At 69.9% G+C, this 22,211-nt stretch carries 18 protein-coding genes, 2 pseudogenes and 1 riboswitch; of the genes and pseudogenes, 4 read left to right on the top strand and 16 right to left on the bottom strand.

Features of this window, described 5'->3' with window-relative positions; all coding sequences use genetic code 11:
* Positions 1–48: 48 nt before the first annotated feature.
* The 4 genes and pseudogenes from ADL12_RS05760 to ADL12_RS05745 form a co-directional block, all read right to left on the bottom strand.
* Complete coding sequence (locus tag ADL12_RS05760) at positions 49–648, bottom strand: GTP-binding protein (RefSeq protein ID WP_062699190.1); 600 nt, start codon at positions 646–648, stop codon at positions 49–51.
* Entirely contained in the window at positions 626–997 is a 372-nt protein-coding gene (locus tag ADL12_RS05755; RefSeq protein ID WP_062699188.1) for a DUF742 domain-containing protein, read from the bottom strand. The genes ADL12_RS05760 and ADL12_RS05755 overlap by 23 nt, the downstream gene beginning before the upstream one ends.
* A gap of 2 nt (positions 998–999) precedes the next feature.
* Positions 1,000–1,434 carry a roadblock/LC7 domain-containing protein gene (locus tag ADL12_RS05750; RefSeq protein WP_062699186.1) on the bottom strand — a complete coding sequence of 145 codons (435 nt, stop codon included), beginning with the start codon at positions 1,432–1,434 and terminating at the stop codon, positions 1,000–1,002.
* A gap of 1,013 nt (positions 1,435–2,447) precedes the next feature.
* A pseudogene (locus ADL12_RS05745) lies at positions 2,448–4,154 on the bottom strand (sensor histidine kinase); the annotation flags it as partial.
* A 736-nt stretch (positions 4,155–4,890) separates the two neighbouring features.
* Between ADL12_RS05745 and ADL12_RS05740 the strand changes: the two are divergent.
* Positions 4,891–5,190 (top strand): hypothetical protein, encoded by a 300-nt coding sequence (locus ADL12_RS05740; RefSeq protein ID WP_062699184.1) that lies wholly within the window; start codon positions 4,891–4,893, stop codon positions 5,188–5,190.
* A gap of 359 nt (positions 5,191–5,549) precedes the next feature.
* Here the strand turns inward: ADL12_RS05740 and ADL12_RS05735 are convergent, their stop codons facing one another.
* Complete coding sequence (locus ADL12_RS05735) at positions 5,550–6,725, bottom strand: MBL fold metallo-hydrolase (protein WP_062699183.1); 1,176 nt, start codon at positions 6,723–6,725, stop codon at positions 5,550–5,552.
* 178 nt (positions 6,726–6,903) lie between these two features.
* Between ADL12_RS05735 and ADL12_RS05730 the strand changes: the two genes are divergently transcribed.
* Together ADL12_RS05730 and ADL12_RS05725 are read left to right on the top strand one after the other, a co-directional pair.
* Positions 6,904–8,082: a Glu/Leu/Phe/Val dehydrogenase dimerization domain-containing protein gene (locus ADL12_RS05730; protein ID WP_062699181.1), complete on the top strand. Its 1,179-nt coding sequence runs from the start codon at positions 6,904–6,906 to the stop codon at positions 8,080–8,082.
* 68 nt (positions 8,083–8,150) lie between these two features.
* Positions 8,151–8,771: a TetR/AcrR family transcriptional regulator gene (locus ADL12_RS05725; protein ID WP_208614479.1), complete on the top strand. Its 621-nt coding sequence runs from the start codon at positions 8,151–8,153 to the stop codon at positions 8,769–8,771.
* Positions 8,772–8,870: 99 nt separating this feature from the next.
* Here ADL12_RS05725 and ADL12_RS05720 read toward each other — a convergent pair whose 3' ends face one another.
* From ADL12_RS05720 to ADL12_RS05695, 6 genes are all read right to left on the bottom strand, one after another.
* Entirely contained in the window at positions 8,871–9,656 is a 786-nt protein-coding gene (locus ADL12_RS05720) for an SGNH/GDSL hydrolase family protein (protein ID WP_062699176.1), read from the bottom strand.
* 145 nt (positions 9,657–9,801) lie between these two features.
* Positions 9,802–10,518, bottom strand: a complete 717-nt coding sequence (locus ADL12_RS05715) for a DUF6250 domain-containing protein (protein ID WP_062699173.1) — start codon at positions 10,516–10,518, stop codon at positions 9,802–9,804.
* Positions 10,502–10,990 carry a rhamnogalacturonan lyase family protein gene (locus tag ADL12_RS05710; RefSeq protein WP_062699171.1) on the bottom strand — a complete coding sequence of 163 codons (489 nt, stop codon included), beginning with the start codon at positions 10,988–10,990 and terminating at the stop codon, positions 10,502–10,504. The genes ADL12_RS05715 and ADL12_RS05710 overlap by 17 nt, the downstream gene beginning before the upstream one ends.
* Complete coding sequence (locus ADL12_RS05705; RefSeq protein ID WP_159053085.1) at positions 10,990–12,039, bottom strand: GDSL-type esterase/lipase family protein; 1,050 nt, start codon at positions 12,037–12,039, stop codon at positions 10,990–10,992. The genes ADL12_RS05710 and ADL12_RS05705 overlap by 1 nt, the downstream gene beginning before the upstream one ends.
* Positions 12,040–12,297: 258 nt before the next feature.
* Positions 12,298–13,245 carry a LysM peptidoglycan-binding domain-containing M23 family metallopeptidase gene (locus tag ADL12_RS05700; RefSeq protein WP_062699168.1) on the bottom strand — a complete coding sequence of 316 codons (948 nt, stop codon included), beginning with the start codon at positions 13,243–13,245 and terminating at the stop codon, positions 12,298–12,300.
* A 4-nt stretch (positions 13,246–13,249) separates the two neighbouring features.
* Positions 13,250–13,407: riboswitch (cyclic di-AMP (ydaO/yuaA leader) on the bottom strand.
* Between the two features lie 307 nt (positions 13,408–13,714).
* Positions 13,715–15,784 (bottom strand): alpha-galactosidase, encoded by a 2,070-nt coding sequence (locus ADL12_RS05695; RefSeq protein WP_062699166.1) that lies wholly within the window; start codon positions 15,782–15,784, stop codon positions 13,715–13,717.
* A 180-nt stretch (positions 15,785–15,964) separates the two neighbouring features.
* Between ADL12_RS05695 and ADL12_RS05690 the strand changes: the two genes are divergently transcribed.
* Positions 15,965–16,762: a tyrosine-protein phosphatase gene (locus ADL12_RS05690; protein WP_062699164.1), complete on the top strand. Its 798-nt coding sequence runs from the start codon at positions 15,965–15,967 to the stop codon at positions 16,760–16,762.
* Between the two features lie 26 nt (positions 16,763–16,788).
* Here the strand turns inward: ADL12_RS05690 and ADL12_RS05685 are convergent, their stop codons facing one another.
* From ADL12_RS05685 to ispG, 5 genes and pseudogenes are all read right to left on the bottom strand, one after another.
* On the bottom strand, positions 16,789–16,911 hold the full coding sequence (locus ADL12_RS05685) for a DUF6126 family protein (RefSeq protein WP_062699162.1): 123 nt from the start codon (positions 16,909–16,911) through the stop codon (positions 16,789–16,791).
* A pseudogene (locus ADL12_RS58315) lies at positions 16,908–17,531 on the bottom strand (cupin domain-containing protein). Before ADL12_RS58315 ends, ADL12_RS05685 begins: the two are co-directional and overlap by 4 nt.
* 80 nt (positions 17,532–17,611) lie before the next feature.
* Positions 17,612–18,997, bottom strand: a complete 1,386-nt coding sequence (locus ADL12_RS05675; protein WP_062699158.1) for an aspartate aminotransferase family protein — start codon at positions 18,995–18,997, stop codon at positions 17,612–17,614.
* The gene (gene dxs, locus ADL12_RS05670; RefSeq protein ID WP_062699156.1) at positions 18,994–21,000 is read right to left on the bottom strand and encodes a 1-deoxy-D-xylulose-5-phosphate synthase; all 2,007 of its coding nucleotides are present in this window, start codon (positions 20,998–21,000) and stop codon (positions 18,994–18,996) included. Before dxs ends, ADL12_RS05675 begins: the two co-directional genes overlap by 4 nt.
* 31 nt (positions 21,001–21,031) lie before the next feature.
* A complete protein-coding gene (gene ispG, locus ADL12_RS05665; protein ID WP_062699154.1) occupies positions 21,032–22,207 on the bottom strand; it encodes a flavodoxin-dependent (E)-4-hydroxy-3-methylbut-2-enyl-diphosphate synthase in 1,176 nt (391 codons plus the stop codon).
* Between the last annotated feature and the right edge of the window lie 4 nt (positions 22,208–22,211).

The raw sequence follows: 22,211 nt of genomic DNA, 5'->3' as shown, positions 1-22,211 counted from the left end.
CGCTGTGGGCGTAGGTCATATGCGGCTCCGTCCTGGGGTGTGCGGGTGTCACATGTGGGCGCCGTGGCTCGGCGCGTGTGCCGGCGTATGGGCGATGAGGTGCCGTACGAGGGTCAGCAGGGTCTGGACACCGGAGCTGGAGATCCGGGCGTCGCAGCGGACGACGGGGATCTCCGGGTCGAGGTCGATGGCGGCGCGGACCTCCTCGGCGTCGTACCGGTAGGCGCCGTCGAACTCGTTGATCGCGACGATGAATCCGAGGCCCCGCTGTTCGAAGAAGTCGACGGCTGCGAAGCAGTCCTCCAGTCGCCGGGTGTCTGCGAGGATGACCGCGCCGAGCGCGCCCTCCGAGAGCTCGTCCCACATGAACCAGAAGCGTTCCTGTCCGGGCGTGCCGAACAGATACAGGACGTGTTCCGGATCGAGCGTGATGCGGCCGAAGTCCATGGCGACCGTCGTCTCGACCTTGTTCTCGACCCCCTCCAGGCTGTCGGTCGCGGCGCTGACCGTGGTGAGCAGTTCCTCCGTGCTGAGCGGCGCGATCTCGCTCACCGCGCCAACGAAAGTCGTCTTGCCGACCCCGAACCCTCCCGCCACCAAGATCTTCAGTGCGGTGGGGAACGGGTCAGAGCTGTCGTCGTAGTCCATCGAGCACTGCCTCCAGAAGAGCCCGGTCTGTCGGGTTGTGGTGGAACTCGGGGGGCTTGGTGGTGAGCGCCCCGCCGTCGACGAGGTCCGACAGCAGCACCTTGGTGACCACCGCCGGCAGCTTCAGGTGGGCGGCGACCTCGGCGACCGAGACGGGGGCGCGGCACAGGTCGAGCGCCTGTTCGTGCTCGGGGCCCAGGTAGCCGAGGGGGGTCGCCCCGGTGGCCATCACCTGCGACATGAGGTCGAGCGCGACGGTGGGCCGGGTACGGCCGTTGCTGACCGTGAAAGGCCGCACCAGCCGTCCGGCCGCGTCGTCGAGCCAGGGCCCGTCGCCGGCCGCCGTCACGTTCAAGGCCTCATCGCCGGCGGTTCGACGGAGTGCTGGCGGGGTGCGGTCACCAGATAGGGGCGGACGCTCTTGACCAGCATCGCCATCTCGTAGCCCAGCACCGCCGCGTCGGCCTCACGACCGGCCAGCACGGCGAGACAGGTGCCGGAACCGGCCGTGGTCACGAAGAGCAGGGTCGAGTCGAGTTCGACGACGACCTGCCGCACGTCCCCGCCGTCACCGAAGCGGACCCCGGCGCTGCGGCCTAGGGAGTACAGGCCTGAGGCCAGGGCGGCCATGTGGTCGGCGCTGTCCGGGTCGAGGCCGTGAACCGACTTCACGAGCCCGTCGCAGGAGAGGAGTACCGCACTGCTGGTGTGCGGTACGCGCTGTACGAGGCCGCTCATCAGCCAGTCGAGATCGGACACATGGGCGGTCGGCGCTTCGCTCGCCATGATGGATCGACTCCTTGAGGTACGAAGGTCTGCGGGAGCGCTGGGGGTGGGGGTGGTCTTCCAGGCGGACTTCGAGCTGGTCAGGGACGTGGTCATCCGGCTGGTGCGCTCCCGTCGTGCCGGGTGGTGTGGTCGGTGCCGGGCGCGGACCCGGGGTACGTCTCAGTTATGTGGGTCGGGTCCATGGGCGATACGTCCATGGGCGGCCGGGGGGTCACGTCGGTGTGGAGTGCGTCCAGGGAGGTCGGGTGCAGGCGTGTGGGCTGCGGGTGGCCTGTGTCGAGGCTCGTCGGCTCCAGACGGATCGACGCGGGACGCACGGAGTCCAGGCGAGTGGGCTCAGGGGACGTGGGCTCCGGGCGCGTCGGCTCGGGGTCGGGCGACCTCAGGTCAGAGGTCGTGTGTGGCGAGCGCGTGTAGGCGGCTGCGGATGCGGATGTGGTCGGCTGCGCGCTGGGCGTGTGTGCCGAGTCCATGTGGCCCGCGCCCATGTGCCCCGGGACCACGTGGCCGGAGATCATGTGGCCAGACGTCGTGTGGCCCGACACCGTGCGGTCTGACGCCGAGCGGCCTGACGCCGTGTGCGGCGCGTCCATGTGGCCGGCGCCCATGTGCCGCGCATCCATGTGTCCTGCGTCCGTATGCAGCGCATCTGTGTGCCCGCCCCCGTGGCCCGGCTCCCCGCGTCCGGATTCCCCGCGCCCCAACTCCGCGGACCCGTCGGCCATGTGCTCGGCATCCATATGCCTGCCACCCATGTGCCCGGCATCCATATGTCCGGCCCCCACGTGCCTGGCATCCATCCAGCCGGCCTCCACGTGCCCGGCATCCATGTACCCGGCCCCCACATGCCCGGTCTCCACGAGTGCCGCATCCATATGCGCCGACTCCATGTGCTGCTGCGTCTCCGCAAGCCCGACCCCCCGTTGGAAGGCCGCCATCAACCCGGGGTCGTGCCCGGCGAGGTACTCGGATTCCTGGCGCGGGGCGGGGCCGTCGCGGAGTTGGGGGACGATGTGTTCCTGGGCCCGGCGACGGGGCAGTTGGGGCTTGCCCATGGTTCCGCGGACGGTGTTGTTGCGCGGGGTCGGCGGTGTGACGTTGTTCTCCTCGAGGCGCCGGCGTTCGTCGGGCCTGATGCCGGGCACGGCCTCCGCCGGGTTGGCACGCCCCTCGTGGGCGCCGCGTACGGGCAGCGGTGCCGGTCCGCTGCCGTTCGCGCCGGGCGCCGCGCCGCCACCCCTTCCGCCGGTCTGCGGCTCCTGCCGACCCGGCGTCCCCGGTGCCGCCTCGCCCGCACCCCGCAGCTCGCCATGCTGCCCACCCCGCTGCCCGCCCTCCGATGCGGCCGACACGGGCTGCCGCTGCTGCTGGGGCGGCACCGGCACCGACGCCTGCTGCGGACGGGTCTGCGCCGGGGAGTACGGCGGTACGGACGTTCTCGTCGCCTCATGCCGCGGAGTCGGCGACGGTTCCTGCTCCTGCGACCGCGCCGCGCCTGACCGGCCCTCCGATTCCGTCCCCAACAACGCCTGCGGCACCACGAGAACGGCCTGGACACCGCCGTAGATATTGGTCTGCAGGCGCACATGGATGCCGTGCCGCTTGGCGAGCTGTGACACCACGAACAGCCCGATGCGCCCGTCTGCCAGCAGGCTGGCGACGTTGACCTGGTCGGGGTCGGCGAGCAGGGCGTTCATGCGGTTCTGCTCGCCGACGGGCATGCCGAGGCCACGGTCCTCGACCTCCACGGCGAGCCCCGAGGTCACGAGGTTGGCCCGGAGCAGCACTTGAGTGTGCGGGGCGGAGAACACCGTGGCGTTCTCGACGAGTTCGGCCAGCAGGTGGATGACGTCGGCGACGGCGTGCCCGCGCAGGGTGCCGTCGATCGGCGGCACGAGCTTGACCCTGGAGTACTGCTCGACCTCGGCGATGGCCGAGCGCAGCACCTCGGTCATGGAGACGGGGTTGCTCCACTGCCGACGGGAGACGGCGCCGCCGAGCACGGCGAGGTTCTCGGCGTGGCGGCGAATGCGGGTGGCAAGGTGGTCGACGTGGAAGAGGCCCTTGAGCAGGTCGGGGTCCTCGATCTCGTTTTCCAGCTCGTCGAGGATCGAGATCTCGCGGTGCACGAGCGACTGAAGACGCCGGGCGAGGTTGACGAAGACCTCGAGCTTCTGTTCGCTGCCCGCCTGGCTGGAGAGCTGGGAGGCCTGGACGACGGCGGTGACGGCCCCGTCGTGGGCGCGGGCGAGGTCGGCGGCGAGCAGTTCGAAGTCGTCGGCGTCCTCCGGCGGACCGCTGCGCGCCTTGCGCTTCGGCGGCCCGTCGCCGCGCCGCAGTGTTTCGACGACGGTTCGCAGATCGGCCTCGCCGCGCGCGCTGCTGCGCCGCAGGGCGCCGATGCGGTCGCTCACGGACTTGGCGGTGCGGTTGGCGGCCACTGCGGCGATCAGGATGCCCGCGAGGGTCACCGAGACCGCGCCGGCGAGCACGCCCCACAGGGTGAGGCTCGGCCGTGCTCCGGTGGTGCGCACGACGAACAGCACGGCCGCGCAGGCGCTGAGAGCCACCGCGATGGGTGGCAGCACGGCCAGACGCAGCAGTTGGGGCCGTATATGGGTCTCGGGCAGCGCGGGTGCGGTGCGGGCGGACGGGCGCCCGTGCCGCCCGCCCTCACGGCGGTCTGCGCGTGCGGCCGGGGCGCGGAGTTGAGACATCAGGGTCCTCGTACTGGTCCGTCGGTCGGGGCCTGGGGTGTAGGCGCGGGTCTGCGCGGCCCCGGGCATGCGCCATCGCGATGTCGGTCGACAGAGCCGACGAAATTCGGCTCAGTGTCGCCCGACGGACACTGACAGTAGTCGCCTCCGCATCATGTGCGGTGGGCAGTTGACAAAGTCCGACAGGCAGCGTCCCGCTCTGGTATGAGGTCTCGTACGACAGACCGATAACCCGCTCCGCCGTTCGCCCACAAGGAGCAACTGGGCGATCAGACCTGGTCAGAAGTGGTCACGAAGAAAAGTCGAGGGGCGGGGCGCTTCATACGCCCCGCCCCTCGGCGACCCGCCGTTCCCTCGCCCCTGACGGCCCCGGCCGGGACGTTTCAGCGCCCCGCACCCCAAGCCCTTCGACCCCCAGAACGTCACCGCCCGTATCGGCGCACACTGTTCTGCGGGCGCACAGAAGCACTCCCACGCGCCCCGCGCGAACCGCCCCGCAGGGGCGCTCGGAGCCTATGACCGCGCCCACGGTTTCGCTCTGCGTCAGGCAAAAACCGGCCCCGACGCGCACTCGGCAAAACTTCGCCCCGACAGGAAGGGGCATGCCCGCACGAAACCCGCGCCCACCTGCCTCCCCCGTCATCTTCTTCGCAGTCCGGCAAGAGGGCCGCTGGCCTCCCGGCCCGGCATGACTGTTCTCCCCTACAGTCAGCCGATGAGCCGAGCCGGAGTACCCGTGACACTTGCAGAACTGATCAGCCAACTGACCGAGAGGGATGACGGTCTGACCGTCTTCGCCAGCGAGCCCTGGACTGCGCAGAGCGAAGCGACGGCTGTCCCCAACCGGGAAGGCACCAGCCGACCAGACGCAGAGGGCCGCACCTACCTCCTGGAAACCGCCCTGATCCGCGATGTCCTGGAGACCTGGCGTGCGCACCATGACGGGGCCATTCCTTCCCCGCAACAGGCATGCGAGGCAGTCATCCACTACGCCGAGAACGACACATACCTGCACCCGGACGAAGACCTGCCCTGATCACCCCGCCCGGGACTCGCACTCCTGGTGGGCCCACCTTCACGTCGCCCAGGGCTGGGCATTTTCCGCGCAAGCCCCTCCCCACTTGACCAAAGACATGGAGGCACCCCCGGAGGCATACCTCGCCCTGGGCTCTGCCCCCGGACGCGGGTCCCTCCCCGGACGCGCATCTCCTCCCGGACCCGCCCGGACACCCGCGCACACGCCCCACCGCGCACAGGTACCGCCCCCGCTCAGCCGCCCACCGGCCTCACACGTTCAGCCGCCCCGGTCGGGCTACCCGCCCCGGTCCGGCCGTACGTTCCACCGCCACCGCGTCAGGGCCGGTCTCAGCAGCCACCCGCGAGGTGAAGACCGCTCTAGGCGACGACTGCGCCGTCCGGACCCGAAGCGACCGGCGGCCACGCCGACCAGCCCTCGGCGGGCGCCTCTGCCGCCTCACGCCACCACGGAGTCACGGGCGGCACCGAGTCAGGTTCGAAGGGCTCACCGCAGCGCGGGGCCGCCATCGTGACTCCGGCCTTGTGCGTGGCCCGCATCGTCCACTCCCCCGGCTCCGCCCACGGATGCGTCGCCAGGTTGAAGGTGCCCCAGTGGATCGGCAGCATGACGCCCACAGTCGGATCGTCGCCCTGAAGGTCGAGGTGGGCCCGGACGGCCTCGTCCGGCGTCATGTGGATGTCGGGCCAGAAGTCCGAGTAGGCGCCGAGCTGGATCATCGTGGCGTCGAACGGGCCGTGGTCGGCACCGATGTCCTTGAAGCCGTCGAAGTAGCCGGTGTCACCGCTGTGGAAGATCCGGTGCTCGTCCGAGGCGACGACCCAGGACGCCCAGAGTGTGTGCTGTGTGTTGCGCAGTCCGCGGCCGCAGAAGTGGCGGGCCGGGGTGGCGGTCAGGGTGAGTCCGCCGACCTTGGTCGTCTCGTGCCAGTCCAGCTCGCGCAGCCGGTGGGCGGACACACCCCAGTGTTCGAGGTGGGCGCCTACGCCGAGCGGAACGGCGAAGAGCGTGTCCGTGCCGGCCAGTGCCTTGATCGTGGGCAGGTCGAGGTGGTCGTAGTGGTCGTGCGAGATGACGACGACGTCGACCGGGCCGAGCGCGGCGAGCGGCAGGGGCACCGGATGCAGCCGCTTGGGCCCGGCGAAGGGGAAGGGGGAGCAGCGCTCGCCCCACACGGGGTCGAAGAGCACCCGGTGGCCGTCGATCTCCGCGAGGACGCTCGAGTGCCCCATCCAGGTCAGGCGGAGCCCGCCGGCGGGCGGCTTGGCCAGGTCGGCGTAGGTGGTGGGGTGCACCGGCACGGTGCCCTTCGGGGCACGGCGGGGACGGGTGTCCTTGTCGAAGAAGACCTTCGCGAACTCCGTCATCGAGCCCGAGGGTCTGGTCCGGGCGGCGCCTCCGGGGTTCTGGAACACCCCGTCCCGGAAGTGCGGGGATCTGCGGATGCGCGCCATGCGCTCACCGCTCGGGTCCACGCCGAAGGCCTCGGGCCGCAGGGCACGGAGCCCGGAGCTCGGGAAACGGAAACCGGCCACGGTACCTCCAGATGGAGTCGGTGAGAAAGTCCATTATGGTCAGCCCCTCCGACAACCCCGTACGGCCCCCGATCCATTCCGAACGTTGACATGTCCCCGCCCGCACTTCGATACTGACTCATCGTTCAGTAGCCGCGCGCGGCACGCGGCCGCCCTCACCCCCTCCCCCGGAGACCCCATGACCACCCCCCTGCTGTCGCTCACCTGGACCGACCACGTCACCGGCCGCCAGGGCTTCCTGGTCGTCGACCGGCTGGTGCGCGGCGTGTCCAGCGGCGGGCTGCGGATGCGGCCGGGCTGCACGCTGGACGAGGTCACCGGGCTCGCCCTCGGCATGAGCATGAAGGAGGCCCTGCACTACGACCCCGAGGCGCGGTACGTCCCCCTGGGCGGCGCCAAGGGCGGCATCGACTGTGATCCCCGTGATCCGGAGGCGTACGGGCTCCTGGTGCGCTACCTGCGGACCATGCGGCCGTACATCGAGAGTTTCTGGACCACCGGCGAGGACCTCGGTCTCACCCAGGACGTGGTGGACCGGGCGTCCGCCGAGGTCGGGCTCGTCTCGTCCATCCAGGCCGTGTATCCGCTGCTCGACGACGAGGCAGGTGCCCGTCGTCGGCTCGCGGACGCGTTCGCGGTCGAGGTGGACGGCATCGGGCTCGACGAGCTGGTCGGCGGCTGCGGGGTCGCCGAGTCGGTGCTCACGGCGCTGGATCGGGCCGGTGTGCCGTACTGGAGGACGCGCGTCGCTGTACAGGGTCTCGGAACCATGGGCGGGGCCACGGCGCGCTTCCTCACGCGCGCGGGGCTCACGGTCGTGGCCGTCGCCGACATCAAGGGCACCATCGCCAACCCGGCGGGCCTCGACATCGAGAGTCTGCTGGCGGCACGGGACGCGTACGGCACCGTCGACCGCGCAGCGCTGCGTCCAGGCGACCGTGAACTGCCGGGCGACGCCTGGCTGGCGGTCGAGGCGGAGGTGCTGGTGCCGGCAGCCGTCTCGTACGTGATCGACGCCACGAACCAGGGGCGGATCACCGCCCGCTGGATCGCTGAGGCGGCCAACATGCCCGTACGGCCCAAGGCGGAGGAACTGCTGGCCGCGCGGGGTGTCACGGTGCTGCCGGACGTCGTGGTCAACTCGGCCACGAACGCCTGGTGGTGGTGGACGTTGTTCGGCGACATCGGCCCTGATGCGGACGAGGCGTTCGCTCACACACAACGCTCGATGCGCGCCCTCACCGACCGCACACTGGCTCGCGCCGAGGCCGACGGGACGACACCACGGGCCGCCGCGCACGCCATCGCGGCCGACCGGCTGCCGGTGATCGTCGAACGTTTCGGCCGACACCGGTGACGCCCTCAGGAACGGTCACCCGACCGTGACCACAGGAACGGCTCATGACGAGGCTTTAGGGTGACCGCGTGGCAAGAGTGCGGTTGAGCGTGGCGGAGCGGCGCGAGGAGTTGCTGCGGGCCGCCGTCGAGCAGATAGAGGCGCGGGGCGTGTCCGCGGTCAGGATCGCCGACGTGGCTTCGGCGCTCGGGGTGAGCAACGCCCTGGTGCTCTATCACTTCGCCACGAAGGAGAAGCTGGTCGCGGCCGCGTTCGCGCACGCGGCGGAGGGCGACCTGGCCCGTCTGCGCAGGCTCCTCGGCCGTCGTACGACGGCGCTGCGACGGCTGCGGGCGGCAGTGCGCTGGTACGCGCCGACCGGCCAGGCCAAGGGCTGGCGGCTGTGGATCGAGGGCTGGGCGGCGGCGCTGCGCGAGCCCGCGTTGCAGAAGGTCACACGGGACCTCGACCGGCAGTGGAAGGCCGCCATCACCGAGGTCATCGCTCAGGGCGTGGCCGCGGACGAGTTCCGCTGCCCCGACCCCACCGGAACGGCCCTGCGTCTCACGGCCCTCCTCGACGGGCTCGCCGTGCAGCTGACGTCGTACCCGGGCGCGGTGTCACGCGCGCGTGCCCAGGAGTGGGTGGACGAGGCGCTCGCCCGGGAACTGGGGCTGGAGCGGGGGGCGTTGACGGCGTCGGCGCGGTGAGGTCGTCGCTCGCCGAGCGGTCGGTTCGCGACGGCCACGACAGCCGTGTGGGCCGCGCCCTTCGAACAGGGCGCGGCCCACACCGCCCGGGCGCCTGCCTCAAGCCACCGATTCGATCCGCATCTTGATGTCGTCGGGGGACAGCGCGCCCTTGGCCGTCACGTGGTCGCCCGAGGACTCGCCGCGCAGGCGCCGCCCGATCCACGGCACCAGGTACTCGCGCGCCCAGTGGACGTCGTCCCGGCGGATCTCCAGGGTGCCGCGGGCCGGGAGCGGCGGCCAGGGCTGGTCCGGGTCGGCCGGCACTTCCAGGCCGAGGACCTGGCCCGCGCGCAGCGCCACGCGCGTGTGCCCCTCGGGAGACAGGTGCAGCCGGTCGTCGTCCCAGGCCCGGCGGTCCTGAACGGTCTTCAGGGACCACAGGTCGAGCACCGGACAGCCGTACCGGTCGGCGATGGCCCGCACATGACCGTTGTACGTGGCGATCTTGCCGCGCAGATGCTTCAGCACGGGCACGCCACGGGTGTCGAAGCCGGTTGTCACCATGACGGTGCCGACGGCGGAGGTGAGCCGGACGATCGCCCGCTCGAAGCGCTCGGCCACCTCGTCGGGGTCGGATCCGGGTCGGAGGATGTCGTTGCCGCCCGCACAGAACGAGACCAGGTCCGGGGCCAGTTCGACGGCCTTCGGAAGCTGGTCCTCGACGATCTGGTCGAGCAGTTTGCCGCGTACGGCGAGGTTTGTGTAATTGAAGTCGCCCTCGGGCCGCCGGTCCGCGAGCAATACCGCGAACCGGTCGGCCCAGCCGACGAACGCCCCGTCGGGGCCGGGGTCGCCGACGCCCTCGGTGAAGCTGTCCCCCACCGCAACGTACGACCCGATCACTGATCTGCTGTCACTCTTCGAATCGCTTGCCACATCGGCACATGATTCACCTTCGAATGTGACCTACGCGACCGTAAGGAGGGGTTGACGGTCGGTGAGATAAGCCACTTGTAAAGTGTTGGCCAAACCTGGAATAAGCCTCTGATCAGGGGCGTTTGGGGCTCAACCGCCATACCCGAAAGTCGCTGATCCGGAAGTGGCTCCAGGTGGTCCGGAAGGCGAAGTGCCCGCTGGTGTACGGCTCCGGGTCGGTGTGGTCGAAGACGAGCCGCCCGTTGTTCCACCATCGCACGGTCGAGCCGTCGGAGACGATCCGGACCCGGTGCGGCTCGTTCGCCACGAGCAGCGGCTCCGTGTAGTCGTAGAGCAGCGGGCGAACCCCGGCCTGGCCGACGTAGCGGCGCAGCCGCGTCGTGGTGTTCGTGTTGGCGCCGTAGCCGACGTAGTACGTCTTGAGGTAGTCGTACTCCGCCAGTGCCCCGCCGCGCGCGGTGGCGAAGATGTCGTCCGGGGAGCGGACGTCGGTCGCGTTCCAGAAGTTGTTCAGATCGGAGACGCGGTCGTTGACGCCGCCTGCCGATATGGGCGTGGCCGCGTATTCGATGACGTACGGCCCGTCCAGCCGCTTCTTGAACCAGACCGTCGCACCGGCGGGCACGTCGACTTCGAGGATCCCGCGGGAGGCGGTGACGGTGCCGCCCTTCTCGAGTTCCACTGCCCATTGCCCCAGGCCGTGACGGAAGTCGTCGTGGGCGATGAGGCGGCGGTGGCGGGGCGTGGCGCTCGCCGTCCCCGCCGGGGCGAGGGCGGCAAGGGCGGCGCCGGCGGCCAGGGCTCCGAATGCTCTACGCGTGGTCGTCATGGGAGACGGCTCCTTCCGGGAGAGTGATCGAGGGCTTCGGCACGCGACGGGTCTCGGTGCCGAGGTGGTAGTCCGTGTACGTCGACTGCAGGTAGCCCCGCACGGGTCCAGCCGAGGCGGTACTCGGGTTCTGGGCGAGGGTGTAGAGGCGTGTCCTCGTGGGCTCGGTGGTGGTGTAGAGGCGCAGTGCGGTGTGGTCGCCGGTCTCGGCAAGGATCTCCTCGCGCCAGTCGCCGACGATGTCGCCGTAGAACGGGGTCGCGTTGCGGGCGCCCGACACGACACTCGACGGTTCGAAGAGCCTCGCGCTGGTCTCGGTGGCCGGGTTCCACTTCTCGACGTGGGTGTGGTCGAGGTTCTCCACGACCCGGCGCGGCTCCTCGGCGGAGTGCCCGGCGGGCGCGCAGAGCAGACCGGCCGGCAGGGCCGCCGCGGCGACGGCGCCGGTTCTTCGGCGTCGGTCGGGATGCACTAGAGCCCCTTTTCGAGAAGGGCGATCAGTCGGTCGGCCACCTTGCGATGGCCGTGGGTGCTGGGGTGAACGGTGCCGTTGAAGTCCCCGGCCGCCGACGAGAGCCAGTCGGTCGTGTCGACGAACTCGATGCGGGGATCGGCGAGTTCACCGACCACGGCCGTGATGTCGTCGGCATGTGCCCCGTTGAACGGGCGCAGCGCGAGGATGCGGGCGTGCGGCGCGGCGGCCCGCAGCTGGTCGAGGTAAACGCGGTAGGCGCCCCGGAACTCGTCGGAGCCGTAGGCCGCGTCGTTGGTGCCCTGGTTCACCACGATCACGTCGGCCCGGCGGTCGGACTCGGCCCGGGAGCCCGCGTGGTTCCAGCCGTACGCGTCCGGCGCCGCCGGCACTCCCCCGTTGCCGGTCTGGATCACACCCTGGCGACCGAAGCCGACCTGGGTGAGCGAGGCGCGCAGGGCGTCGGCGACCAGCGTGGGGTAGGCCTCCGTACCGTCGGCGCAGTCGGAGGTGTTCGCCTCGCACAGAGCCATGACGCCTTGCGTGATGGAGTCGCCGTAGAAGGCCAACTTACGGGCGCTGCGGGCGGGTTGATGGAGCAGGTGCCCTCCGTCGTCGAGCCGGAGTCCGGTCAGGACGACGCCCGTCTGCAGGGGCGGAGTCCACCGGTTGGCCCGGGAGAAGACGTCCTTGACGGAGATCTCGAGCGAGTGGGGCCCCCGGCCGTCCGCCGTGATCTCCAGATCGCTCCGGTCGACTGCGTGCAGGCGCTTCGGCCCGCCGTCGACCGACTCGTAGATCTGCGCGGGCACGGTGATCGAGGCGACGTCGAAGAGGGCGTGGACGCTGTCGCCGGTGAACCGGAAGCGCAGCCGAGAGCCCGAGTTGACGGTGGTGGCCGCCTCGGCGGTCCGGCCCCAGTGCCCCTCGTAGGCGAGGCGCCTGTCATCGGGGCGTACGGCGTTCGGATCACCGGACGCGGAAGCGGGCTGCGGGACACCGAGGAGCACCTCCACAGCCACCGCAGCCATCAGAGCCAATGCAGCCATCAGAGCCACCGCCAGGGGCGTACGTCTGCCGACGCCGGACACGGGAACCTCCATGAGCCGCAGAAAGCGCTTGCACCATGACGGAGATCACTGTGTCCTCACCCTCCCCTCACTGTCGACCCCCTGAGCGCCCCTGCCACAAGACCGCTATGGAGCGATCATGAACGAGCAAAGCCGCAAACACCGAAGGCCGGACCCGGGGATCGGGGTCCGGCCTTCGATTGCGTGTCAGGCAGGTGGTTCTGAGGGAGGCGGTCGTCAGCCGACCGGGATGCCCTTCGAGCGGAGGTAGCCGACCGGGTCCATGTCCGAGCCGTAGTCCGGCGTGGTGCGGATCTCGAAGTGCAGGTGCGGTCCGGTCACGTTGCCGGTCGCGCCGGAGAGGCCGATCTGCTGGCCGGCGGTCACGCTCTGGCCGGCCGAGACGGAGAGCGACGACAGGTGGGCGTACTGGGCGTAGTAGCCGTCGGCGAGCTGGATGACGACCTGGTTGCCATAGGCGCCGCCCCAGCCCGCGGAGACGACGGTGCCCGCGCCCACGGCCTTGAGTGCGGTGCCGGTCGGGGTGACGAAGTCGACGCCGGTGTGGTAGCCGCTGGACCACATGCTGCCCGCCACCTTGTAGGCGGTGCTGACGGCGGCACCGGCGACGGGGGCGGAGAAGCCATTGGCGGTGCTGGTGGTCTCAGCGCTCTGGGCGGCCGTGGTCGTCTTCTTCGCCGCGGAGGACTCCGTGGAGGACTTCGAAGCGGACGAGTCCTTGGAAGGCGCCGGAGAGGAGGAAGAGGAAGAAGGCGACGAGGACTTGGGGGCGCTCGCCGTGGCCTTCTTGCCGAGCGCGAGCTTCAGACCGGGGTGGATCAGCGACGGGTCCGCGCCGACGGCCTCGCGGTTGTCGGCGTAGAGCTTCTTCCAGCCACCGCTGACGTTCTGCTCGTCAGCGATCTTCGAGAGGTAATCGCCAACCTTCACCGAATAGGTCCGCACGCCCGACTTCTTCTCGGCGGCCTTCTTCTGAACCGCCTTGTTCCCAGCGGCCGGAAGGGACTGAACGACCTTTTCCGAAACGGACTGCGAGGGAGCGGCGTGGGCGCCGGTGGCCCCTATGAGCGGGAGAGCGAGAGCGGCGCCGCCGGTTCCGGCGACGGCGATGGAGCGGGTGAAGCGGGGGGACTTCGGACGGCGGTGCTTACCCTTCGCGGGCATGGCGAATTCCTCTCCGGCGCCTGCGAGGTGAGCTGTCGGGTGCGGGCTGGAGATGCCCGGCCGCGCCGAAACGCAGCTTTACCCCTAGCCGTTCCGGAGACCGGAACAGGCGGTTGTACCTGTGGGTCCCCCGCTCCTGCCGTGGTCGGGTGAGTTTGCGCGGGTTCCGGGCGGCGGCAGGATTGGGCGTCCGTCCGGATTGGTGGCGAACGTAAGCGAGGAAGACGCAAGGGAACAAGTGACAGGTTCCGTCCGAATGCGTTCCTGTTGATCCCTTGTGGGAATTCTCGGTCACTGTCCGTGGATTATCGGTGCGTCGCCCGACTCAAAACCCCTTGAAAAGCACGTACATTACGTGAACATGACGGGCGACGCACGGTCACGAATATGACGCTCCTCACGTGGTACCGCTCCAGCTCCCTTTCCTCCGGAGCGAGTTGGAATGAAGGCGCCAATTCGGACAGAACCCCTAGATGCGACGCAGTCGGATAACCGTCGCATCAAGGTCGCCACGCAAACCGGTACGCAGTCCGTGATGCACCAGTACAGCACCTCTATGAATTTCGCCCGTTTCAAGGCATTCGTACGATGCTGTCGGGTCGAGGGCGCGCAGCCGCAGCGCCGGGAGGGGCTCGCCGTAGCTCTGGGCCTGGAGCCAGGCGAGGACGACCGTCTCGTCGCCGAGCACGTACTGCACCGCACTCAGCCCGCCGCCCGGGGGCCGCAGCCGGTAGAGGTCACCGCGCTGCACCATGGGCCGGATGTCCCTGTAGAGGGTCACCCATTTCCGGGCCTCGGCGAGCTCGTCCTCGCTCCACAGGCTGAGGTCGCCGCCGACGCCGAGCACTCCCGCCATGGCGCTCACGAACCGAAAGCGCAGTGAGCTGGCACGGTGGTTGAGCATGGCGTTCGGGCTGTCGGTGACCCAGGCGGCCATGACCCTGGCCGGGTGGATCTGGCTGAAGCCGTGCTGGATGGCGAGCCGGTCGAGGGGGTCGGTGTTGTCCGAGGTCCACACCTGGTCCGTCCGGCTCAGCACGCCGAGGTCGATCCGTCCGCCGCCGCCCGAGCAGGACTCGAAGGCGACGCCCGGGTGAGCGGCCCGCAGCCGGTCCAGCAGGCCGTACAGGGCGTGCACGTGGTCGACCCACAGGCGCTGCGGGTACGGCTCACCGGGCCAGCCGGCGTCGGTGAAGCAGCGGTTGAAGTCCCACTTCACATAGTCGATCGGAGCGCTGGAGAGGAGCCCGTCGAGCCGCTCCCAGAGGTACTCCTGGACGTCGTCGCGCGCGAGGTTCAGTACGAGCTGATTGCGAAATTCCGTCCGCTTTCGTCCCGTTTGGTGCTGTACCCAGTCGGGGTGGGCGCGGTACAGCTCGCTGTCCGGATTGACCATTTCGGGTTCGACCCAGATGCCGAACTGCATGCCGAGCGCGTGCACGTACTCGGCGAGCGGCTTGAGGCCCGACGGGAAGCGGTCGGGGTTGGGCGTCCAGTCGCCGAGCCCGGCACGGTCGCTGGTGCGCGTCCCGAACCAGCCGTCGTCGACCACGAACAACTCGACCCCGATGGCCGCCGCCCGCCGCGCGAGCACGCTCTGCTGCTCCTCGGAGATGTCGAACTCCGTCGCCTCCCAGGAGTTGAACAGCACCGGCCGGTCCCGGTCGGCGTCCGGGATCACGTACGCGCGCTGGTACGCGTGCCAGGCCCGGCTCGCCCCGCCGAAGCCGCCGTCGCTCCACAGCCCGGCGAACACGGGCGTCGTGAAGGACTCCCCCGCCGCCAGCCGCAGCAGCCCCGAGTCGTCGTACCCGGCCCCGCCGGTGACCTGCACGCGCGCGTCCGGGAGTTGGGCCACGGCGATGCGCCAGGACCCGGACCAGCCGAGGGCGCAGCCGTAGACCTCGCCGTGCTCCTCGGTGGCGTCCGTGTCGAGCGCGACCCAGGGCAGGTGCTGGTGGCCGGTGTGCCCGCGCCGGCTGCCGATGACCTTCTCACCGTGAGTGAGAGGGGACCGCGCGAGCCGGGACTCGGCGCCCCAGCGGCCGTGCAGCTGGGACAGCCGCCAGTCCTCCCGGTCGGGCAGCGTCCAGGTGGCCGAGTCGGCGCGCAGCAGCTCCAGAGCGGCCCCCTGATTGTCCAGGGTCACCCAGCGCTCCACGACGTCGTCGCGCATCCGGTAGTGCAGGGTGATGTGCAGCCCGCCGTCACCAAAGCGCAAGCGCAGCTCGTCATCCTCGGTCTCGTACCGCTCGAAACTCCACTCGGTGCCGCGCCGCTCGTCGGTGCGCACGGACAGGGCGGGCCGTACGAAGCGGGGGCCGCCCTCGACCGGGTACTCCTCGTGTCCGTCGAGCGGGGACTCGAAGGGCCAGTACTCCGGCAGCGGGCGTACGGCGAGGGCCTCGGCGTCGGCGAGGGCGATCCGTGGCCCCCAGTGGAGGTGCAGGAGCTCCTCGCCGTCGGTCAGATGGATGGCGTAACTGCTGGTCGGCCCGGTCAGGAGCCACGTACGGCCGTTGTCGGAGATCTCCAGCATCAAGCCCTCACAGAGACGAACAAGCGCGATCAAGTACCAACATCATCAAGCGACGTAGGGCCTCGATGCAACGCCTGTGGACAACTCATTGGCCCAGGAAGGCATGTCGTATCGTCGAGAACGCACCCCGTCGGCCGCACCGCCGAGCCGCGTCGGCGGGGACGACTGGGAGGAGCCCCCGTGACGCAGCAGATCCCGTCGACCGAGCCCGAACTGGCCGGAGTCCGCAATTTCCGGGATGTGGGCGGACTGCCGACCGTGGACGGACGGCGGGTGCGGCACGGAGTGCTGTTCCGCAGCGGCCACCTCGCGCACGCGACCGAGGAGGACGCCGCTTTCCTGGACTCCCTGGGGCTGCACACGATCTTCGACTTCCGCAACGCGGCCGACCAGACGCTCGAAGGGCCGGACGTCGAGCTGCCGGGCGTGCGCAATGTGAACCTGCCGCTGTCCGATCCCGCGGACGGCGCCGAGTTCTGGAAGATGGTCCGGGACGGCAACCTCGACCAGCTCCGGGAGATCCTTTCGGACGGCAAGGCCGCGGGCCGGATGATCACCTCCTACCGCACGATCATCAAGGAGCGCACCGCCGAGCACTCCCAGGTGCTGCACGCGCTCGCGGAGGACAGCGTCCCCGCCCTGATGCACTGCGCGGCAGGCAAGGACCGCGCCGGCCTGTCCATCGCCGTGACGCTGCTCGCCCTCGGCGTCGAACGTGAGGCGATCCTCACCGACTACCTGGAGTCCAACGCCAAGCACCGTCGCTACAAGGTGCACCGCAGCAGCAGCTCCGCGTCGGCCTACTCCCCCGAGGTCATGGAGCTGCTCAACCCGCTCTTCGACGCGCGCGCGGAGTATCTGACGGCTGCCTTCGAGACGATCGAGGAGACGTGGGGCGGCGTCGACACCTATCTGGAGCAGGCCCTGCGGGTCACCCCGGAGATCCGGGAGCGCCTGCGGGAGCGGCTGCTCGACTGACCCCGGGCGCCCGCACGGGCCGACTACTACTGCTGGGCTCCCACCTCGAACAGCAGATAGATGAAGGCCGCGAAGAGGTGTCCGACGGCGATGTAGATGATGAGCCGTACCCACAGGGCGCGCGGGAACTTTTCCTCGATGTTGCTCATGGCATCTCTCCAGGGGTGGTGGGGCCCAGGCACAGCGTGGCCGTGGGGCTCTGCAGCAGGGTGTGGACAAAGAGCAGCTCGACCCCGCCCTGGTCCTGGGCGGCGATGCGGTGCGGGGTCAGCGAGTCGAAGTGTGCGCTGTCGCCGGGCGCGAGCCGGTGTGTGGTGTCCCTCAGGGGCGCCGTACGGGACGCGGACGCGGCAGGGCCTGCAAGCCGCGTCCCGAGCGGCGGCTGTCTCATTCGGTTCGGAGACGGTCGTACTTTGGAGTTCTCTCCCGGGCGAGCCTGGGAGACTCTCCCCTGGATCGCTCCGGAGAGTTTGACAGGTCAAGCCTGTCCGACGGCGACCCTCCCGGCCGCCGGAGCAAGTCCGTGACTCACTCGGGGCGTTGGGGACTTGGTTGTCGCCCCCGACGATGCACAGAGCGTATCAGGCAGGTCACGGATCGACACACCCCAACCGTGTCAGTGGGCCGGCGACAGCCCGGCGGAGCGGGCCGCGGCCTCCAGGGTGAGGGAGGCGCGGCGGCGCAGTGCGCGGAGCTGGGGCGCGACGGCGGGCAGGGTTTCGTCCGGCCCGGCCGACGGCTCGTTCTCGGGAGAGCGAGGTGGGCTCATGCCCTCTATTCAGCCGGAGGCTTGCCTCTGAGGCAAACTTCTTGCCTCAGAGGCAAAAGCCCGCCGAAGGGGCAAGGCACCTAGCGGTTGGCCACCGCCTGCTTGATCAACGTCTTGCCGAAGTCCCACATCAGCCCGCCCCCACTGTGCGCATCGTCCATCACATCGGTGAAGGCGTCGACGAACCGGTCCACCTCCCGCTCGCCGATGATCAGTGGCGGAATCAGCTTGATCACCTCCAGGTGATCCCCGGAGACCTGGGTGAGGATCCGGTGCCGTCGTAGCAACGGCACGACGACCATCTGCGCGAACAGGCCCTTGCGCGCGGCCTGCAGCATCGTCCAACGGCCCCGCAGTTTCAGCGAGTTGGGCCTGCCGAACTCGATGCCGATCATCAGGCCCCGGCCACGGACGTCAGCGAGCAGCTCGTACTTGTCGATCAGCGCCGCGAGCCGGGACTTCAGCAGCTCCCCGGTCGTGCGCGCACCCGCGACGATCTGCTCGTTCTCCATGACGGACAGCACGGCGAGCCCGGCGGCCATGGCCTGCGCGTTGGACCCGAAGCTCGCCGAGTGGACCAGCACACGGTCCATGGACGAGTAGACCTTCTTGAAGATCCAGTCCTTGCCGAGGGTGGCGCCCACGGGCACATACCCGCCGGAGAGCGCCTTGGCCACGCACACCAGGTCCGGCTCGACACCGTCCTCGTGCTGGTAGGCGTAGAAGTCGCCGGTACGACCGAGGCCCGTCTGCACCTCGTCGGCGATGAGCAGCGCCTTGTGCTGGTGCAGCAGCTCCTGGGCGGCCCGCAGATAGCCGGGCGGAGCCTCGTGCACGCCCTTGCCCTGGATCGGCTCGACGATCAGGGCGGCGACGTCACCCTTCTTCAACTCCCGTGCCAGGGCGTCGAGATCGCCGAGCGGTACGGCCGTGTCGGGCAGCAGCGGGGCGAAGCCGTCCCGGAAGCCGGACTCGCCGTTGACGGACAGGGAGCCGGTGGTCAGCCCGTGGAAGGCGTGGTCGCAGTACAGGATCCGCGGCTTCCCGGTGACGAACCGCGCGAACTTCAGCGCGGTCTCCACCGCCTCCGTACCGCTGTTGCCGAAGAACACCCGGTCCAGGTGCGGGCTGTGCGCGAGCAGCTTCTCGGCCAGCAGCCCGGGCAGCGGCTGGCAGTCGAAGCGGGTGAGGTCGGCGAGCCGGGCGTCCAGGACGTCGTGCAGCGCCTTGCGGACGACGGGGTGGTGGCGCCCCAGGCCCATCACCCCGAACCCGGCGAGCATGTCCAGGTAGTCCTCGCCGTCCGCGTCCCAGAAGTAGGCGCCCTCGGCCCGCTCGTAGACCTTGTCGAAGCCGATGGTGTGCAGCATGCGCGGGAGCTGGTGGTTGAGGTACCGGGTGTGCAGCTCGTAGCGCTCGGCTCCGCGCTCGGACAGGAGTCTGCCGAGGTCGAACTCCGTGGTCATTCGGCTTTCTCCTTGACTGACACGGCTTTCCCCTTGACCGGCACGGGTTTCCCCTTGGCCGGCACGACGGCACGACCGTCCTGACTGCCGTCGTCGCCCCGCTCCGAGCCGGCGACCAGGCTGTCCTCGGCCTCCTTGAGGGCCAGGCTCGCGCTGATCCGTCCGGCGATCTCGACGGGCGTGAGCCCGATGTCGGCGAGCAGCTCGCCCCGCTTGGCGTGCGCGAGAAACTGCTCCGGGATACCGAACCGTCGTACGGGTACGTCGACATCGGCGTCACTCAGTGCCAGCGCCACAGCGGCGCCGACCCCGGCCGAGCGGCTGTTGTCCTCGACGACGGCCGCCAACCGGTGCTGTGCGGCGAGGGGCGGGAGCGCGGGGTCGACCGGCTTGACCCAACGCGGGTCCACGACGGTGCAGTTGATGCCGCGGGCCTGCAGCAGCTCGGCCGCCTGGAGGCACACCGGGGCCATCACTCCGACGGCGACGAGCAGGACATCCGGCTCGCCGGCGTCCCGATGCAGCACGTCCAGACCGCCCACCCGGTCGATCGCCGGGATCGACGGTCCGACCGACTCCTTCGGGAACCGCACGAGCGTCGGCGCGTCGTCGACGGCCACGGCCTCCCGCAGCTGCGCCCGCAGCTGGTCGGCGTCGCGCGGCGCGGCGATCCTGAGGCCGGGCACGACCTGGAGGATCGACATGTCCCACATGCCGTTGTGGGAGGGCCCGTCGGCACCGGTGACGCCGGCCCGGTCCAGCACGAACGTCACCCCGCAGCGGTGCAGCGCGACGTCCATCAGGAGCTGGTCGAAAGCGCGGTTCAGGAACGTCGCGTACACGGCGACGACCGGGTGCAGCCCACCCGTGGCGAGCCCCGCCGCCGACACGGCCGCGTGCTGCTCGGCGATCCCGACGTCCCACACCCGGTCCGGGAACCGCTCCGCGAACTTGCCGAGCCCGACGGGATGCAGCATGGCGGCCGTGATCGCCACGACGTCCTCGCGCTCCTCGCCGATCCGCACGATCTCGTCCCCGAACACCGAGGTCCAGGAAGGCCCGTTGGACGGTGCGAGCGGCTCGCAGGTCAGCGGGTCCATCACGCCGACGGTGTGGAAGTGGTCCTCCTCGTGGGCGAGGGCGGGTTCATAGCCGCGCCCCTTCTCCGTGAGGCAGTGGACGAGCACGGGCCCGTGGAAGCGTTTCGCACGCCTGAGCGCGGACTCGACGGCCCCGATGTCGTGCCCGTCGATCGGGCCGACGTACTTCAGTCCCAGGTCCTCGAACATGCCCTGCGGGGCGAAGGCGTCCTTGAAGCCCTTCTTCGCGCCGTGCAGGGACTCGTAGATCGTGTTGCCCACGAGCGGGGTCCGCAGCAGTACGTCCTTCCCCCAGGCCAGGACCTTCTCGTAGCTGTCGGTGGTGCGCAGGGTGGCCAGGTGGTTGGCGAGGCCCCCGATGGTCGGCGCGTATGACCGCTCGTTGTCGTTGACGACGATGATCAGCGGCCGGTCCTTGGCGGCCGCGATGTTGTTCAGCGCCTCCCAGGCCATGCCGCCGGTCAGCGCGCCGTCGCCGATCACCGCGACGACGTGGCCCTTCTCCCCCTGTACCTGACGGGCCTTGGCGAGCCCGTCGGCCCAGCCGAGCGCGGTGGAGGCGTGGCTGTTCTCGACGATGTCGTGCTCGGACTCCTCGCGCGAGGGATAGCCGGACAGACCGCCCTTGCCGCGCAGCTTGGAGAAGTCCTGACGGCCCGTCAAAAGCTTGTGTACGTAGCTCTGGTGGCCGGTGTCCCAGACGATGCGGTCGACCGGTGACTCGAAGACCCGGTGGAGCGCGATGGAGAGTTCCACCACTCCCAGATTGGGCCCGAGATGTCCGCCGGTCCTGGCGACCGCGTGCACCAGGAACTCCCTGATTTCATGGGACAGATCACCGAGTTCCGCCTCGGACAGCGCCTTCAGGTCACGTGGTCCCCGGATGCTCTCCAGAATCGTCACGCTCGGGCCCCCTCTCGGTCCGTGCCTTGCTTCAACTCACAGTCACTTCTGGATTCCCCGTGACGGTGGGGGCGCCCGATGCGGCCCCCTCCTGCTCCATCTGCTCGGCGATCTTCATCGCCTCGTCGATCAGGGTCTCGACGATCTTCGACTCGGGGACGGTCTTGATGACCTCGCCCTTCACGAAGATCTGCCCCTTGCCGTTGCCGGAGGCGACCCCCAGATCCGCCTCCCGTGCCTCGCCGGGGCCGTTGACCACACAGCCCATGACGGCTACCCGCAACGGCACTTCCATGCCTTCCAGGCCGGCCGTGACCTCGTCGGCCAGCTTGTACACGTCGACCTGCGCACGCCCGCACGACGGGCAGGAGACGATCTCCAGGCGCCGCTGCCTCAGCCCCAGCGACTGAAGGATCTGGATGCCGACCTTGACCTCCTCGGCGGGCGGAGCGCTCAGGGACACCCGGATGGTGTCGCCGATGCCCCGCGACAGCAGCGCGCCGAAGGCGACGGCCGACTTGATCGTGCCCTGAAAGGCAGGCCCGGCCTCGGTCACCCCGAGGTGCAGCGGGTAGTCGCACTGCTCGGCCAGCAGCTGGTAGGCGTTGACCATCACCACAGGGTCGTTGTGCTTGACCGAGATCTTGATGTCCCGGAAGTCGTGCTCCTCGAAGAGCGACGCCTCCCACAGCGCCGACTCGACCAGGGCCTCGGGCGTCGCCTTGCCGTACTTCTGCAGCAGCCGCCTGTCGAGCGACCCGGCATTGACGCCGATACGGATCGGCGTGCCGTGGTCCTTGGCGGCCCGCGCGATCTCCTTGACCTTGTCGTCGAACTGCTTGATGTTGCCGGGATTGACCCGTACGGCCGCACAGCCGGCCTCGATCGCGGCGAACACGTACTTGGGCTGGAAGTGGATGTCCGCGATCACCGGGATCTGCGACTTGCGGGCAATCGTCGCGAGGGCGTCCGCGTCGTCCTGCGTCGGGCAGGCCACGCGCACGATCTGGCAGCCCGACGCCGTCAGCTCGGCGATCTGCTGCAAGGTGGCGCCGATGTCGGACGTACGGGTCGTCGTCATCGACTGCACCGACACGGGGGCACCGCCCCCGACCGCCACCGGGCCGACCTGGATCTGTCGCGACACACGCCGCTCGGCGATCGGCCGGAGGGGTACCTCGGGGACGCCCAAGGAGATGGCGGTCATGGTG

The sequence above is a fragment of the Streptomyces regalis genome, assembly GCF_001509475.1.
Taxonomy (GTDB): domain Bacteria; phylum Actinomycetota; class Actinomycetes; order Streptomycetales; family Streptomycetaceae; genus Streptomyces; species Streptomyces regalis.
Note: the sequence above shows the minus strand (reverse complement) of the source record. Positions and strands in the feature narration are given on the sequence as shown.

Bases quoted from the DNA above. Each gene is read 5' to 3' on its own strand.
- ADL12_RS05760 (WP_062699190.1), bottom strand. From the start codon at position 648: ATGGACTACGACGACAGCTCTGACCCGTTCCCCACCGCACTGAAGATC.
- ADL12_RS05750 (WP_062699186.1), bottom strand. From the start codon at position 1,434: ATGGCGAGCGAAGCGCCGACCGCCCATGTGTCCGATCTCGACTGGCTG.
- ADL12_RS05730 (WP_062699181.1), top strand. From the start codon at position 6,904: ATGACCACCCCCCTGCTGTCGCTCACCTGGACCGACCACGTCACCGGC.
- ADL12_RS05715 (WP_062699173.1), bottom strand. From the start codon at position 10,518: ATGACGACCACGCGTAGAGCATTCGGAGCCCTGGCCGCCGGCGCCGCC.
- ADL12_RS05705 (WP_159053085.1), bottom strand. From the start codon at position 12,039: ATGGCTGCATTGGCTCTGATGGCTGCGGTGGCTGTGGAGGTGCTCCTC.
- ADL12_RS05700 (WP_062699168.1), bottom strand. From the start codon at position 13,245: ATGCCCGCGAAGGGTAAGCACCGCCGTCCGAAGTCCCCCCGCTTCACC.
- ADL12_RS05695 (WP_062699166.1), bottom strand. From the start codon at position 15,784: ATGCTGGAGATCTCCGACAACGGCCGTACGTGGCTCCTGACCGGGCCG.
- ADL12_RS05685 (WP_062699162.1), bottom strand. From the start codon at position 16,911: ATGAGCAACATCGAGGAAAAGTTCCCGCGCGCCCTGTGGGTACGGCTC.
- ADL12_RS05675 (WP_062699158.1), bottom strand. From the start codon at position 18,997: ATGACCACGGAGTTCGACCTCGGCAGACTCCTGTCCGAGCGCGGAGCC.
- ispG (WP_062699154.1), bottom strand. From the start codon at position 22,207: ATGACCGCCATCTCCTTGGGCGTCCCCGAGGTACCCCTCCGGCCGATC.